General features: G+C 73.5%; 14 protein-coding genes and 1 other RNA gene. 7 read left to right on the plus strand and 8 right to left on the minus strand.

Features of this window, described 5'->3' with window-relative positions:
* Positions 1-12: 12 nt before the first annotated feature.
* From ACWDYJ_RS30695 to ACWDYJ_RS30710, 4 genes are all read left to right on the plus strand, one after another.
* Entirely contained in the window at positions 13-1,455 is a 1,443-nt protein-coding gene (locus ACWDYJ_RS30695) for an RNB domain-containing ribonuclease (protein ID WP_451568860.1), read from the plus strand.
* A 119-nt stretch (positions 1,456-1,574) separates the two neighbouring features.
* Positions 1,575-2,546 (plus strand): helix-turn-helix domain-containing protein, encoded by a 972-nt coding sequence (locus tag ACWDYJ_RS30700; protein ID WP_451568861.1) that lies wholly within the window; start codon positions 1,575-1,577, stop codon positions 2,544-2,546.
* Between the two features lie 163 nt (positions 2,547-2,709).
* Positions 2,710-2,940, plus strand: coding sequence for a hypothetical protein (locus tag ACWDYJ_RS30705; RefSeq protein WP_451568862.1), 231 nt, complete (start codon positions 2,710-2,712; stop codon positions 2,938-2,940).
* Positions 2,933-4,570, plus strand: coding sequence for an IS200/IS605 family accessory protein TnpB-related protein (locus ACWDYJ_RS30710; protein ID WP_451568863.1), 1,638 nt, complete (start codon positions 2,933-2,935; stop codon positions 4,568-4,570). Before ACWDYJ_RS30705 ends, ACWDYJ_RS30710 begins: the two co-directional genes overlap by 8 nt.
* Here the strand turns inward: ACWDYJ_RS30710 and ACWDYJ_RS30715 are convergent.
* Both ACWDYJ_RS30715 and ACWDYJ_RS30720 read right to left on the minus strand, forming a co-directional pair.
* On the minus strand, positions 4,550-5,407 hold the full coding sequence (locus ACWDYJ_RS30715; protein ID WP_451568864.1) for a hypothetical protein: 858 nt from the start codon (positions 5,405-5,407) through the stop codon (positions 4,550-4,552). The genes ACWDYJ_RS30710 and ACWDYJ_RS30715 overlap by 21 nt on opposite strands.
* Positions 5,404-6,138: a MerR family transcriptional regulator gene (locus ACWDYJ_RS30720; RefSeq protein WP_451568865.1), complete on the minus strand. Its 735-nt coding sequence runs from the start codon at positions 6,136-6,138 to the stop codon at positions 5,404-5,406. Before ACWDYJ_RS30720 ends, ACWDYJ_RS30715 begins: the two co-directional genes overlap by 4 nt.
* Before the next feature lie 90 nt (positions 6,139-6,228).
* On the opposite strand from ACWDYJ_RS30720, the gene rnpB reads away from it, so the two are divergent.
* An RNA gene (gene rnpB / locus ACWDYJ_RS30725) (RNase P RNA component class A) lies at positions 6,229-6,631 on the plus strand.
* Positions 6,632-6,690: 59 nt separating this feature from the next.
* On the opposite strand, the gene ACWDYJ_RS30730 is transcribed toward rnpB, so the two are convergent.
* From ACWDYJ_RS30730 to ACWDYJ_RS30740, 3 genes are read right to left on the minus strand one after another with little or no spacing between them, the layout of a single operon-like run.
* A complete protein-coding gene (locus ACWDYJ_RS30730) occupies positions 6,691-8,223 on the minus strand; it encodes a bifunctional RNase H/acid phosphatase (protein WP_451568866.1) in 1,533 nt (510 codons plus the stop codon).
* On the minus strand, positions 8,223-8,966 hold the full coding sequence (locus tag ACWDYJ_RS30735; RefSeq protein WP_451568872.1) for a zinc ribbon domain-containing protein: 744 nt from the start codon (positions 8,964-8,966) through the stop codon (positions 8,223-8,225). Before ACWDYJ_RS30735 ends, ACWDYJ_RS30730 begins: the two co-directional genes overlap by 1 nt.
* Positions 8,963-9,820, minus strand: coding sequence for a Nif3-like dinuclear metal center hexameric protein (locus ACWDYJ_RS30740; RefSeq protein WP_451568867.1), 858 nt, complete (start codon positions 9,818-9,820; stop codon positions 8,963-8,965). The genes ACWDYJ_RS30735 and ACWDYJ_RS30740 overlap by 4 nt, the downstream gene beginning before the upstream one ends.
* Positions 9,821-10,062: 242 nt before the next feature.
* On the opposite strand from ACWDYJ_RS30740, the gene ACWDYJ_RS30745 reads away from it, so the two are divergent.
* Entirely contained in the window at positions 10,063-11,142 is a 1,080-nt protein-coding gene (locus tag ACWDYJ_RS30745) for a hypothetical protein (protein ID WP_451568868.1), read from the plus strand.
* Between the two features lie 8 nt (positions 11,143-11,150).
* On the opposite strand, the gene ACWDYJ_RS30750 is transcribed toward ACWDYJ_RS30745, so the two are convergent.
* The 3 genes from ACWDYJ_RS30750 to ACWDYJ_RS30760 are packed head-to-tail and all read right to left on the minus strand — an operon-like array spanning position 11,151 to position 14,072.
* Entirely contained in the window at positions 11,151-12,092 is a 942-nt protein-coding gene (locus ACWDYJ_RS30750; RefSeq protein WP_451568869.1) for a 3-oxoacyl-ACP reductase, read from the minus strand.
* Positions 12,093-12,119: 27 nt separating this feature from the next.
* On the minus strand, positions 12,120-13,196 hold the full coding sequence (locus ACWDYJ_RS30755) for a Zn-dependent alcohol dehydrogenase (protein ID WP_451568870.1): 1,077 nt from the start codon (positions 13,194-13,196) through the stop codon (positions 12,120-12,122).
* 21 nt (positions 13,197-13,217) lie between these two features.
* Positions 13,218-14,072, minus strand: coding sequence for a MaoC/PaaZ C-terminal domain-containing protein (locus tag ACWDYJ_RS30760; RefSeq protein ID WP_451568871.1), 855 nt, complete (start codon positions 14,070-14,072; stop codon positions 13,218-13,220).
* Positions 14,073-14,274: 202 nt separating this feature from the next.
* Here ACWDYJ_RS30760 and ACWDYJ_RS30765 point away from each other — a divergent pair, with 202 nt between their 5' ends.
* Positions 14,275-14,631 carry a DNA-binding response regulator gene (locus ACWDYJ_RS30765; protein ID WP_451568873.1) on the plus strand — a complete coding sequence of 119 codons (357 nt, stop codon included), beginning with the start codon at positions 14,275-14,277 and terminating at the stop codon, positions 14,629-14,631.
* Positions 14,632-14,954 lie beyond the last annotated feature (323 nt).

The raw sequence follows: 14,954 nt of genomic DNA on the forward strand, positions 1-14,954 counted from the left end.
TACGCTCGTCCCATGCCACGCCGCCAGATGCACATGACCGGCGCAGACGGGGCTGCCCTGCGGGCCGCGCTGCGTGAACTGCGGACGCGACTGGGCGTGCCCCGGGCCTTCCCCGCAGCGGTCCTCGCCGAGGCCGAGCGGGCCGCCGCCGCTCCCCGGCTGCCGTCCTACGACGCGACCGAGATCCCCTTCTTCACCATCGACCCCCCGGGCTCCGTCGACCTCGATCAGGCCATGCACCTGGCGAAACGCTCCGCCGGCGGCTACCGCGTCCACTACGCCATCGCCGACGTCGCCGCCTTCGTCACCCCCGGCGGCGCCCTCGACGCCGAGGCCCACCGCCGTGTCACCACCCTGTACTTCCCCGACGGCAGGATCCCGCTCCACCCGCCCGTGCTCTCGGAGGGCGCGGCCAGCCTGCTGCCGGACCAGACCCGCCCGGCGCTCCTGTGGCGGCTCGACCTGGACTCCGACGGCCGGCTGGAGACCACCGAGGTACGCCGCGCCCTGGTCCGCAGCCGCGCCCGGCTCGACTACGAGGGCGTGCAGAAGGCCGTCGACACCGGCACCGCCGAGCCGCCCCTGGCCCTGCTGAAGGACATCGGGATCCTGCGCGAGGCCCTGGAGGTCGAGCGCGGCGGCGTCTCCCTCAACGTCCCCGAGCAGGAGATCATCGCGCACGACGGCTCGTACAGCCTCGCCTACCGGGCCCCGCTCCCGGCGGACGGCTGGAACGCCCAGATCTCCCTGCTCACCGGCATGGCGGCCGCCGACCTGATGCTCGCCGCCGGAGCCGGCATCCTGCGCACCCTGCCCGCCGCCCCCGACGGCGCGGTCGGCCGGCTGCGGCGGGCGGCGAAGGCCCTGCGGATCGACTGGCCGCACCACGTCCCGTACGCCCGGCTCGTGCGCTCCCTGGACCCGCACCTGCCCGCGCACGCCGCCTTCCTCCAGGAGTGCACGACCCTGCTGCGCGGCGCCGGGTACACCGTCTTCACCGGAGGCCGGACCCCGGACCCGGCCCTGCACTCGGCGGTGGCGGCCCCGTACGCGCACTGCACCGCGCCGCTGCGCCGCCTGGTCGACCGCTACACCGGCGAGCTGTGCGTGGCGGCGGTGGCCGGCGCCGAGCCCCCGGGGTGGGCGGCCCGGGCGCTGGAGGCGCTGCCGCGGGAGATGGCGGACGGCACCCGGCTGGCCAACACGGCGGAGCGCGAGTGCGTCGACCTCGTCGAGGCGGCCGTGCTCAAGGACCGCGTCGGCGAGGTCTTCGAGGCGACGGTGATCGACGTCAGGGAGCGGGAGCCGCTGGTGGGCACAGTCCACCTGGAGGCCCCGGCGGTGGTCGGACGCGTCGAGTCGCCCTCGGTGCGGCTGCCGCTGGGCGACCGGATCCGGGTCCGGCTGACGCAGGCGGACCCGGGCACGGCGAAGGTGCTGTTCGCGGTGGCGTAAGGGCCGCCCCGCGTACGGCTATGGCCCTCGCGCCCCGGTGCCTGGCATCATCTGCGCACCGTGCGGCAGGACCGGCCGCGCACCGGCCAGGGGAGGGCCCCGCGGTGGGTTCCGTCGACATGTCCACGCGACCCGCCGCCGCGCCCCCGACCGCCCTGTCCGCTCCGGCTGCCGGCAACCGACGACGACCGGCTCCCGCCCTGCGCCCACACATCGTCAACTACACCGGATTCCAGACCCGGTTCACCGCGCCCCGGCGCCGGCTGGAGCTGCCCACCGGCTTCGTCACCCTCGTCTTCACCTTCAGCGAGGGACTGTGGGTGATCCGCAGCGGCGATCCGGCCACCGCCCGGCTGCGCCCGGCCGCCGCCTCCCGGGCCCTGATCGCCGGTCCGCGCACGGTCCCCGCGATCGGGGTGCACGCGGGCGAGGTGCACGGCCTGGAAGTGAACATGAGCCCGCTCGGCGCCTACCGGCTGTTCGGCATCCCCATGGTCCACTTCGAGGAGACGCTGGTGGACCTCGACCTCACCGAGGTGCTCGGACCCGGCGGGCGCCACCTCGCCGAGCGGCTCCAGGACCTCGGCGGCTGGCCGGAGCGCTTCGACCTGCTCGACTCCGTCTTCGCCGCCCGCCTGGACCGCCGGGGCCCCGACGTCACGCCCGAGGTACGCGGGGCACTGGCCCGGCTGTGGGCCGACAGCGGCTCCGGCTCGCTGGTCCGGGCGACCGCCGAGACCGGCTGGAGCAGCCGCCACCTGCGGTCCCGGTTCCGCGAGCAGGTCGGACTGCCGCCCAAGGCCGTCGCCCGGATCTTCCGGCTCCAGCACGCGCTGCGCCTGCTCGCGGCCGGTGTGGCGCCCGCCCACGTCGCGGCCGCGTGCGGCTTCCACGACCAGGCCCATTTCAGCCGGGACGTGAAGGCCATGACCGGACTGCCGCCCACCCGCATCGCGTTCCTGCGCGGCGGTCTGCCGCCGGGCTCGGTCCTGGACCGGATGCCGGGGCGGATCACCAGCGTGCTGCTGCCGCCGGAAGCGGCCCCCCGCCCGTCCGACTCCCCCGCCGGTGCACGCGATCGCCGTTTTTGACAAGACAGGGCCGGTCCCGCTTGTCACGCTCGGGCGTACGACTCCTCGTCCCCCCGGAGAGTCCCCACGCAGTGCGGCAGCCCGTCACGGGGGTGCGGGTTGCCGGTCTGCTCACTCTTGTGAGTGATCGTGCGTTTTTATGAGTGTTGTTACGGTCGGGCGTATGAACCTCAAGGAGTGGGCGAAGGCGCAGGGTCTGCATCCGCAGACCGCGTATCCCCGGTTCCGCGAGGGTAATTTGCCGGTCCTGGCTGAGCGGGTGGGGCCGCGCACGATTCTTGTGCACGTGGACGCCAATACCGCACCGGAAATGTTCTGTGCCCGCTTGTACGGACGCCACTCCGCGCAGGACCGGGCGCAAAGAGCCCTGAAGGTGGCGGCCGGCGATGGCTGAGCCGAAGAAGCTGCGCTCGATCGCCCCTCCGTTTGTGGTGCTCGGCCCGTCCGGCGTGGCGGTACGCGACCGCCTCAAGCATTTGAGTGGTGAGGACGAGAAGGTCCTCCGCGCTGTCGGCGGGCATCAGGGCACGCTCGCGTCCCGCGATCTCAAGCAGCGGTGTGCGGACGCTCACGATCACAGCACCACCACGTGGGCGGCGCGCAAGCGGGAGCTGACAAGGGAGTCGTCGTCGCGGATCGCCGGGGCGATCACCAAGGCCACGCACGATCAGTGGGCGCTCGCCCGGCGCGGTCAGCTCGCGCACATCAAGAACCTGGACGCCGGCATCCGCACACTGCGGCACCGCCTGTCCCTCCCCATCGGGGAGAAGGGTTCGAAGCGGGCTGCGGGCGGCTACCGCTCGAAGAGCGAGTGGTTCCACAAATCCCGGCGTCTGGCGGCACTGGAGACCCGCCATGCTGCCGCAGTCGCCGACTGGCGGGCCGGCCGGGTGCGAGTGGTGCGGGGCGGGAAGCGTCTCGCGAACACCCGACACAATCTGGCCCAAGCCCAGCTTGCCGAAGATCAGTGGCGGGCCCAGTGGGAAGCCGAGCGGTGGTTCATCGCCGCCGACGGCGAGTCGGGGAAGCGGCTCGGGAACGAGACGATCCGCGTCACGCCCGACGGCGAGGTGTCGATCAAACTGCCCGCCCCGCTCGCACACCTGGCGAACACCGGCCACGGCCGGTACGTCCTGACCTCCCGTATCGCGTTCGCGCACCGGGGCGAAGAATGGGCCGACCGCATCGGAGCGAACCGGGCCGTCGCCTACCGCATCCACCTGGACGCCCAGCGCGGGCGCTGGTACCTGACCGCGTCCTGGCAACGCCCCACGGTCCAGACCATCCCGCTCGCCGCGGCCCGCGCGAACGGCATGGTCGGTGTCGACACCAACGCCGACCACTTCGCCGCCTACCAGCTCGACCCACACGGCAACCCGATCGGCCAGCCGCACCGGTTCTTCTACGACCTGTCCGGCACCGCCGATCACCGCGACGCGCAGATCCGGCACGCCCTCACACGGTTGCTGCACTGGGCCAGGCAAGCAGGCGTCAAGGCCATCGCCATCGAAGACCTCGACTTCACCGCCGAGAAGACCCGCGAGAAACACGGCCGCAGGAAACGGTTCCGGCAGCTCATCTCCGGCATCCCGACCGGCAAGCTCAAGGCCCGGCTCGTGTCCATGGCCGCCGAGCACGGCCTGGCGATCGTCGCGGTCGATCCCGCCTACACCTCCCAGTGGGGAGGCCAGAACTGGCAGAAACCTCTGGCCACCCCACGCCGCAGAATCTCCCGACACGATGCCGCAGGCATCGCGATCGGGCGACGCGCCCTCGGGCACCCGATCCGGCGTCGGACGGCACCGCCCCGCAGCGACCAGAGCGATCGCTACGGGCATCGGACCATCCAGGCCGCACCGGGCACCCGAAGGCGTGACGGAAACCGCCCACCCGCAACGGACCGGCTCCACGGAGATCCGACGCCGAGCGGGACGAGAACGCGGGGACCCAGTGCATCCAAAACCGTTCGGGATGCGCCCAGCAAGTACCAGTGGGTCCAGGACTCACTCATGCTCACTGGCTAGGAACGGTGCGGGTTGCCGCAGTGCGGTCACCAGTGCCCGGGGGTCGTCGGCGTGGAAGCGGATCGTGCGGGCCTGCGCGCGGGCGCCGAGCGGCCGGCGGAAGGACAGCGGACGGTTCAGCTCCACGGTCACGGAGGTCTGGCTGCCCACGATCAGGTCGAGCACGCCCTCCTGCGACACCGTGACCAGCCGACCCTGCGGGTAGCGGCGGTCCACCCGCACCGAGGCCACCGCGTCCGGCGGCACGGTGAGGTCGAACAGGGCCCCGTAGCGCAGCCGCAGCGACCCGTCGGGCCGCACCACGTGCGGCCGGGTCACGCAGGCGGCGTGCAGGGCCAGCACCAGCGCGATCCCGTAGACGTCGAGCACCAGGACCACCCGGTGCACGGCCGGCCAGGGGATGAGGTAGGCCAGCGCGACCGTCTCGATCACCGACACGAACAGCATCGCGTACATGATCGCCGTCTGCGGCCCGGTGTACCCGGCGGCCAGGTCACCGGGGCGCACGCCGTGCTTCCTGCGCACCACCCACCACCCGAGCGAGGCCGTGGCGCGCAGCTCGTGCGCCAGCAGCCGCCGCACCTGTACGGGGACCACGGCCCGCACGGCCGCGCCCAGGGCCTCCCCGGGCCGCGCCCCGCCGGCCAGCTGGGCGGCGTACAGGGAACGCAGTACCCAGGCCTCCAGCAGGAGCACCGCGAGGACGAGCGCCTCGGCGGCGGTCAACGCCCACCCGGGCGGGCGCACCCCGGCCGCCACGCAGACCACGAGCAGCAGTTCGGCCGGTATGACGGCGGCGGCCACCCTCCGCGCCGCCCGTACCCCGTTCCCGCTCATCCCCGGCCCCTCTCCATGAACGCCTCCATGACCCTGCGTACGACTTCCGCCTGTGCGGGGGCGTACTCGGCGAGCAGCGCCTCCTTGAACCCGGCCACGACCACGCCCTCGGCCGGGATCGCGGCGAAGACCTCCTCGGGCACGGCCTCCACCAGCGCGGCGGCGAGCGGTGCGATCCGCGGGTCGTCGACCGGGGCGTCGGCCAGCTCGTCCAGCCGCTCGTAGAGCGCGAGCACGGCGGGATCGGCGGCCAGCGGGCCGAGCAGGGCGTAGATCTCCTCGCCGCCCCGCCCTGACGCGTCGAGCAGCGTGAGGTGCTCGCGGTCCTTGGCGGCGGCGGGCGAACGCGTCGCCGGCGGCTGGGCCAGCAGCGCGGCGAGCGCGGGCGGGACGGGCTCGCCGTCCCCGGGCCCGGCCGCGAGCAGCGCGGCGAGCCGCCGCCTGCGCTCGGCCAGCTCGGCCTCCTGCCGGGCGAGGTCGGCGTCGAGCTCTTCGAGTACGTCGGCCAGCTCGCGCCCGGCGTCGTCCGCGAGGACGTCGCGCACCTCGTCGAGGCTCAGCCCGAGCTCCGTGAGCCGGCGTACGCGGGCCAGCAGGACGGCGTCGCGTACGGTGTAAGCCCGGTAACGGTTGGGGCGCCGCTCCGGTTCCGGGAGCAGCCCGATGTGGTGGTAGTGCCGGATCGCCCGGGTGGTGACCCCGACGAGGGCGGCGATCTCTCCGATGCGCATGCTCCTCAGTAGAAACCCTGCCGCTGCGTCAAGGTCAAGCGTCAAGGCCAAGCCGCCTCGGACAGCCGGTAGCATGGTCGTCACGACAGACGAGTCGGCCGGGCGGCCGCGTCGGGATCTTCGGATCCCGCCGAGGAACGTCCGGGCTCCACAGGGCAGGGTGGTGGGTAACGCCCACCCGGGGTGACCCGCGGGACAGTGCCACAGAAAACAGACCGCCGGGGACTTCGGTCCTCGGTAAGGGTGAAACGGTGGTGTAAGAGACCACCAGCGCCTGGGGTGACTCAGGCGGCTAGGTAAACCCCACCCGGAGCAAGGTCAAGAGGATCCGTCCCCGGACGGGTCTGCGCGAACGCTCGAGGGCTGCCCGCCCGATGTTCGCGGGTAGACCGCACGAGACCGGCGGCAACGCCGGTCCTAGATGGATGGCCGTCTCCCCGGCGACCGCGAGGTCTCCGGGCGACAGAACCCGGCGTACAGGCCGGCTCGTCTGCCGTCACACACGACGGAAGGACCCCCGCCCACCGGCGGGGGTCCTTCCGTATGTCCGTGTCAGCGCAGGTGCGAGGTGTCGTTCAGGAGGCGGACCGAGGCGTTGCCGTCGGCGTAGTAGGCCACCGCCGACAGGGAGGCCGCGGAGAGCTCCATCTTGAACAGCGACTCCGGTGGGGCGCCCAGCGCGAGCCGGACCAGCGTCTTGACCGGGGTCACGTGCGTGACGACCAGCACCGTGCGGCCCGCGTACACGGCGAGCAGCCGGTCGCGGGCGGCCGAGACCCGGCGGGTGACGGCGGTGAAGCTCTCGCCGCCGCCCGTGGGGGCCGCCTTCGGGGAGTCCAGCCACGCCTGGAGGTCGTCCGGGAAGCGTTCCCGTACCTCGGCGAAGGTCAGGCCCTCCCAGGCCCCGAAGTCCGTCTCGCGCAGGCCCTGTTCGACGGTGACCGGCAGCCCGAGGCGGTCCGCGACGGCGTGGGCCGTCTCGCGGCAGCGCAGCAACGGGGAGCTGACCACGGCCTGTACGGTCCCCCGCGCGGCCAGTGCCTCGGCGACGGCCGCGGCCTGGCGGCGTCCGGCCGGGGACAGCTCGGGATCGGAGCCACCGCTGCCGGAGAAGCGCTTCTGCGGCGTCAGGGCGGTCTCGCCGTGCCGCAGCAGCACGAAGGTGGCGGGCGTCCCCATGTCGGGGCCCCAGCCCGTACCCCCGACGGGGGCGGCGGCCGGGGCACCGGCCAGGATGTCCTGTCCTGCCGAACCGGCGCCGGGGGCAGCGCCGGGGGCACCGGCCGAGCCGGACCCTGCCGCGCGCCGAGGTCCGGCGCCGGGGGCACCGGCCAGACCGGCCGTGTCGGCGTCAGCCGATGTGCCGCGGTCGGCCGCCGGGACCAGGTCCGGCTCCGCGAACAGCGTGTCGGGGGCCGCCGGTACGGCGGCGGAGGCGGCGCGCGTCGCCGCCCGGACCGACGCGGCCTCGGCCACGCCGTCCCTCGTACCACCGCCGGAGGCCGCGGCCTCGGCCGCGTCTGCCCCCGCACCACCGCCGGAGGCCGCGGCAAGGGCCGCCCGTACGGCCGCGGCCCCCTTCACCGCGTCCCCGGGAGGCCCGGCCAGGGCCACATCGTCACCGGAACGTCCGGCCAGGGCAAAGGCCGTGGAGTTGGCCGGTTCCCACTGCCGGCCGCGCTTGCCCGCGTCCATGGCCTCGTTGGCCAGCCGGTCCGCGTGCTTGTTCTGCTCGCGCGGGATCCACTCGTACGTCACCTGTGCGCGCGGGAGGATCGTGGCGGCTTCGGCGGCGAGCGGCTTCATGTCCGGGTGCTTGATCTTCCAGCGGCCGGACATCTGCTCCACGACGAGCTTGGAGTCCATCCGGACGCGGACCATCGCGTCCGGCGCCAGCTCGCGCGCCGCCTTCAGGCCCGCGATGAGGCCCTTGTACTCGGCGACGTTGTTCGTCGCGACGCCGATGTACTCGGCGCGCTCGGCCAGGGTCTCGCCCGTCACCGGGTCGAGGACCACCGCGCCGTAGCCGGCGGGCCCGGGGTTGCCCCGGGATCCGCCGTCGGCCTCCACGACGAAACGCGGCATCAGACGCCCGAGTCCGCCGTACGGACCAGGATGCGGCCGCAGCTGTCGTGCCGGACGACCTGGTTGCGGGCGGCGGCCTTGATCTCGTTGATCTCGGCCATGTCGAGCTCCAGCCGGCAGCCCTCGCAGCGGCGCTGGTAGAGGCGCGCGGCGCCGACCCCGCCCTGCTTGACGCGGATCTTCTCGTACAGCGCCATCAGGTCGGCCGGCATGGAGGCGACGATGATCTCGCGGTCCTTGGCGATCTTGGCGACCTCGGTGTCGATCTCACCGGTGGCGGCGTCACGGCGCGCGGTGGCGTCGGCCAGCTTGGATTCGAGGGCGGCGACGCGCTCGGTGATCCCGGTGACGCGCTCCTGCGCGGCCTCCAGGCGCTCCATGACCTCCAGGACCACGTCCTCCAGGTCACCCTGGCGCTTGGCGAGGGAGATGACCTCGCTCTGGAGGTTGGCCACGTCGCGGGCCGAGATGCCCACGCCGGTGTCCAGTCGCTTCTGGTCGCGGGCCGCGCGCTGGCGCACCTGGTCGACGTCCTGCTCGGCCTTGGTCTGCTCGCGGGCGGCGTCGCTGGCCTGCGTCTGAGCGGCGACGAGCAGGTCGCGCTGCTGGGTGAGGTCACTGGTCAGGGAGTCGACCTCGGCGTGCTCGGGCAGCGACTTGCGCTTGTGGGTGAGCTGGGAGAGCCGCACGTCCAGGGCCTGGACGTCGAGAAGTCGGATCTGGTCGGCGGGCTCGGCGTTCAGTTGGGGGCTCCAGGGAGAGAAGGGGAGGTGACGGACGGCGCGTGCGCCGTCCACGGGTCGGTGACCGTGCGCGAGACGTGGGTACGCAGACCCCAGCCGTGGCGCTCGGAGATCGCGTCGAGCTGGGCGGCGGCCTGCTCGCACCAGGGCCACTCGGTGGCCCAGTGGGCGGCGTCGACGAGGGCGAGGGGGCTCTGCTCGCGGGCCTCGGACGCCGGGTGGTGGCGCAGGTCGGCGGTGAGGAAGGCGTCCACCCCGGCGGCTCGGACCTGCTCGAAGAGGCTGTCGCCGGAGCCGCCGCTGACGGCGACGGTGTGGATCAGCGCGTCCGGGTCGCCGGCCGCGCGGATGCCCTGCGCGGTGTGCGGCAGCCGGGCGGCGGCGCGGGCGGCGAACTCGCGCAGGGTCTCGGGGTGGTCCAGCTCGCAGATCCGGCCGAGGCCGCGGCGGCCCGCGGGGTCGGTCGGGTCGGGCACGAGGGGGCCGGTGACGCGCAGGTCGAGGGCCCCGGCCAGGGCGTCGGAGACCCCGGGGTCGGCGGTGTCGGCGTTGGTGTGGGCGACGTGCAGCGCGATGTCGTTCTTGATGAGCGTGTGCACGACGCGGCCCTTGAAGGTGCCGGCCTCGACGGTGGTGGTGCCGCGCAGGTAGAGGGGGTGGTGGGTGACGATCAGGTCGGCGCCCAGGGTGAGGGCCTCGTCGGCGATCTCCTGGACGGGGTCGACCGCGAACAGGATCCGGGTGACCTCGGCGTCGGGGTCGCCGCAGACCGTGCCGACCGCGTCCCACTGCTCGGCCCGCGAGGGGGGCCAGAGAGTGTCCAGCGCGGCGATGACTTCAGAGAGACGGGGCACAGGCCAAGGCTACCGCCCGTGCGGACCGGCCCCGCCAGGACCGCCTCGCGGCCGATGGGCCGCGGGAGGCCAGGGCCGACGGGCGGCGGGCGACCCGGGTCTGCGGCAGCACAATGCAGCACAATCGCGTGTTCCGTCACAGGTGAACGGTCACGTGGCCACCCGTACGTGTGAAGCGTGAGAGGTCATGTTGTTCGGCACGGAGTGCGAAAACTAGCTTCGCCACCGGAGGTGACCCGCAGATGACTGTCTGTGCCATCGGGACGACGACGGCGGCCCCGTTCACGATCTCCGCCGACGGCGCGTACGCCGCGCGGCTGGCCGGGGAGGGGGAGGCGCGCTATCCGGAGCGCTGGACCCTGGACGGGCCCGAGCCGTACGCGGTGCCGCTGCCGCTGTCGCAGCCCGAGGAGGCGGACAGCGAGGTGCTGCCGCTGACCGACGGGCGGGTGCTGATCCACCGGCGGGTGGCCGAGCGCCACGCGTTCGCGCTGCTGTACCCGACCGGCGCCGCGTCCGGCCCCAGCACCGGGGAGCTGCACCTGGGGTCGGTGGAAGCGCGGGAGGGCGTACGGATCTCCCTGCTGCCTCCGTCCCCCGACGGACACGGCGCCTTCGCCCTGGCGGTGGGCCCCGAGGAGAGCACGGTCTGGCAGGTGGCCGGGATCGCCGGCGGTCCCCGGCGGGTCGCCCGGATCCCGGGCCGCTGCTCCGGCGGCGTCTGGCTGGACCGTACGGGCCGGCTGCTGGCGCTGGACCGCGCGCAGGACGGCCGGACCAAGGCCGTCGCGGTGGACCTGGGCCGGGGCGGCGAGGTCACCGCGCTGCTCCAGATCGCCGAGGACAGCGACGACCGGCTCGTCCTCGCCGCCCCGGACAGCGGGCTGCTGCTGATCCGCTCGGACGCCCCGGGCGAACCGCGGCTCGGCTGGGGGGTGTTGGGCAGTGCCCGGCCGGTCCGCTTCCCGGAGTGCCTGCGGCTGGCGGACGCGACCCCGTTCGCGGTCCAGCCGGGCCTGGCCCTGATGCCGGAGACCTGCGGGGTCGCGCTGCGCCTGGGCCCGGCCGGGGAGGGCGGGATCGCCCTGTGGTGCCCGGCCGACCGGCACGTCTTCCGGCTCGGCGGGCCCACGGGCTGGCTCGGCGGCACCGGCCTGTGGACCCCGGAGGGCCGCCTGCGCCTGCCGTACGCCACCCCCGAGGTCCCCTGCGGCATCGTGACCCTGAGCCGGCCGATCGCCCCGCCCCCGCCGGTGCGCCTGGATCCCGCACCGACCCCGCCCGCCCGTCCGATCCCACTCCAGCAGGCCCCGCTGCGCTGATCCTCGGATCAGTCGTGCTTGAGGCCGAGGACCTCGCTCGCCGCGAAGGTCTCGCCGGCGGGGCGGGTCTCGTAGTGCGCGGTGAGCAGTTCGTCCAGTTCCTCGAAGGAGAAGGCCTCCTTGCTCGTGTCGAACTTCGCCGCCACGCGCGGGCGTTCCATCACGACCACGATTCCGCCGTGCACCACGAAGAGCTGCCCGTTGGCCTTCGCCGAGGCCGGTGAGGCGAGGTAGCCGACGAGCGGGGAGACGTGCTCGGGGGCGAGGACGTCCAGTTTGCCCGCCTCCGGCTCCTGGAAGCCCGCGAACACGTCCTGCGTCATCCGGGTGCGGGCGCGCGGGCAGATGGCGTTGGCCGTCACCCCGTACTTGGCCAGGGCCAGGGCGGTCGAGGTCGTCAGCCCCACGATGCCGCCCTTGGCCGCCGCGTAGTTCGGCTGCCCGGCCGAACCGCCGAGGAAGGCCTCGGAGGAGGTGTTGACGATCCGCCCGTAGACGGGGCCGCCCGCCGCCTTGGACCGCTCCCGCCAGTGCGCCGCCGCGAAGTGCGTGGTGTTGAAGTGGCCCTTGAGGTGGACCCGGATGACCGAGTCCCATTCCTCCTCCGACATCGAGAAGACCATCCGGTCCCGCAGGATGCCCGCGTTGTTGACCAGGATGTCCAGCTTCCCGAAGCTGCTGACCGCCAGCTCGACCAGCTCGCGCGCCTGCTCGAAGTCGGCCACGTCCCCGAGGTGCGCCACCGCCCGGCCGCCCGCCGCGCGGATCTCCGCGGCCACTTCCCGCGCCGGGGCTGCCGAGGCTTCACCCGAGCCGTCCCGGCCGGGCCGGCCGAAGTCGTTGACGACGACGCTCGCGCCGAGCCGGGCGAGCTCGATCGCCTCGGCCCGGCCGAGACCGCGGCCCGCGCCGGTGACGATGGCGCAGAGCCCCTCAAGTGGCAGTGACATCCGTACGGTTCCTCTCGGAGAGACGGGTCAGAGTTCGATGCAGGTGCGCAGGGCCACACCCGTACGCATCTGGTCGAGGGCGTCGTTGATCTCGGCGAGCCCCACCCGGTGCGTGATCAGGCCTGCCAGGTCCACCCGGCCCGCCCGCCACAGCGCGATGGTGCGCTCGTAGGAGCGGAGCACGTCGCCGCCCCCGTACATCGACGGCAGGATCTTCTTCTCGTCGAAGAACAGCGAGAACATGTCGATCTGGAAGTTGTCGTCGAGCGCGCCCGCGCCGACCACGCACACGGTGCCGCCGCGGCGGGTCATCCTGTAGGCCGTCTGCGCGGTGGCGGACTTGCCGACCACCTCGAAGACGTAGTCGAAGCCCTCGCCGCCGGTGATCCGGTTCTTGGCGTCGTCGAAGGCGTCCGGTGCGATCGCCTCCGTCGCCCCGAAGCGCAGCGCCGCCTCGCGGCGCGACTCCACCGGGTCGACGGCGATGATCTGCGCGGCGCCCTGCACCTTGGCGCCCTGGATGACGGATATGCCGACGCCGCCGCAGCCGATGACGGCGACCGACGATCCGGCCTCCACCTTGGCGGTGTTGATGGCCGCGCCGAGGCCGGTGGTGACTCCGCAGCCGATGAGCGCGGCGATGTCGAAGGGCACGTCGTCGGGGATGGGGACGGCGCACGGGGCGTCGACCACGAGTTCCTCGGCGAAGGTGCCGGTCGCCGCGAAGCCGAAGATGTCGCCGCCGGCGCGCCGGAAGTTGGGGGTGCCCGCGTTGACGAGACTGGCCAGGCACAGGTGGCCCTGGCCGCGCTTGCAGGACGGACAGTGGCCGCACGGCGGCAGCCAGCAGACGAGGACCCGGTCGCCCGGCTGATGGCCGGCCACTCCGTCGCCGACGTCGGTGATCACCCCGGAGCCCTCGTGGCCGGGGACGAAGGGGGCCGGCTGCGGCAGGATCCCGCTCATCGCGGAGAGGTCGGAGTGGCACAGGCCGGTGGCCTTGATGCGGATCTTCACCTTGCCGGGGCCCAGGCCCACGGCCTCCATGTCGTCGACCACTTCGAGCTTGTCCTGGCCGATCTCGCTCTGCAGTGCTGCGCGCACGGTGCGGCTCCTTCTGTGGATTTACGCGTGTTCGACGACGGTGTCGGCGAGGACCGGCGCGTCGTCCCGTTCGACGGCGGTCACCGACGCCAGGACGCGGCCGGGCTCCTGCCACATCCGGATGCGCAGCGTCTCGCCGGGGAAGACGATCCCCGCGAAGCGCGTGCGGTAGGCGCGGACCCGGGAGACGTCCCCGCCGAGGGCCGTGTCCACGACGGCCTTCAGGGTCATCCCGTACGAGCACAGGCCGTGCAGGATCGGCCGGTCGAAGCCGGCCAGTTTGGCGAACTCGGGGTCGGCGTGCAGGGGGTTCCAGTCTCCGGAGAGGCGGTAGAGCAGCGCCTGCTCCTCGCGGATCCGCCGTTCCTCCGTCCGGTCGGGGGCGCGCGCGGGGAGGTCGGAGGTGACGGAGGGTCCGCGCTCGCCGCCGAAGCCGCCTTCTCCCCGTACGAAGAGCTGCGCGTCGCTCGTCCACAGCGGCCCGTCGGCGTCCGCGACCTCGGAGCGCAGCACGATCACGGCCGCCTTGCCCTTGTCGTACACGGCGGCGACCTTGGAGGTGGAGACGGCTTGTCCCTTGACGGGGATGGGCCGGTGCAGCTCGATGGAGTGTCCGCCGTGCAGGACGGCGGCGAGGTTCACGTCGATCCCGGGTGCGGAGAGGCCGCCCAGCATGGCCATGCCGGCGCCGGCGACGGTCGCGAAGCTGGGCAGGACGTGGAGCTTGGACTCCAGGGTGTAGCGCAGCTCGTCGGGGTCGGTGGCGGGGCGACCGGCGCCGAGGCCGAGGTGGTAGAGCTGGATGTCCTTGTGGTCCCAGCCGATGTCCCCCCGGCGGGGGTCTGCGGCGAGGGCCTTGGCGGCATCGATGGGCATGAGGATGCTGCTCCCTGTCGTGGAAGAACGGGGGCCGTGGAAGACCTCGGTGCGGCCGTCCGCACCGTCGGCCGCACCGAGGTCGTATGCGGGACCGGTTCTAGAACGCGTTCTAGGAGCCGGTGAGGGAATGTATAACGCACGTCCCAGCAGTTGTGAAGACTCCTGACTTCACGTCAGATAGCCTGGACCGGTGGACGAAATGCCCGTTGCGCACCGGACTGCCCCCTCCCTACGGGTCCTGCTGACCCCCTCGAACCCGGCCCTGGCCTACCGGCTCGGCCTCCAGCCGGACATCGAGGTGGTGCCGTCGGCCGTGGGCCGGCCGGCGGTGGCCCTGGTGGAGGACGTCGCCGCCGTGCCGGTGCTGCTGTCCGAGGACCCGGAATGCCGGGTGCTGGTCCTTGCGGGCTCGGCGCGGCCAGGGCTCCTGCGTGCCGCCCTTGCCGCGGGCGCGGCGGGGCTGGTCCTCCGGGACGGCCCGATCGAGGACCTGGCGGACTCCATCCGCCGGGCCTCGCGGGGCGAAACGGTGGTGGACCCGGCCCTGGCAGGCTGACCGCCGCCGCTGCCGCTGCCGCTGCCGCTGCCCACCGGGCTCTGCCCAGACCCTCCCCCAGCTACCGCTGGGGGTGCCCCCTGCCTCAAACGCCGGCGGGGCTGGATGTGGCCGACGTGGCCTTGAGGTGCGCGCCGCGCAGCTGGCGCCGCCGGGCTGGATTGCCCGCAGGGCAATTTCAGCCCCGCCAGGGGGTATCCCCAGACGGAGTCGTGGGGGGGTTTGAGGCGCGGGGTCCGGGGCGGAGCCCCGGCTGGGGGTCCCCCCGGACGGAGTCTGGGGGATGGAGGAAGGGCGGGGCGGGGAGGAGGCACCGCGCAGCG

The organism is Streptomyces sp. NPDC003042 (assembly GCF_053591315.1).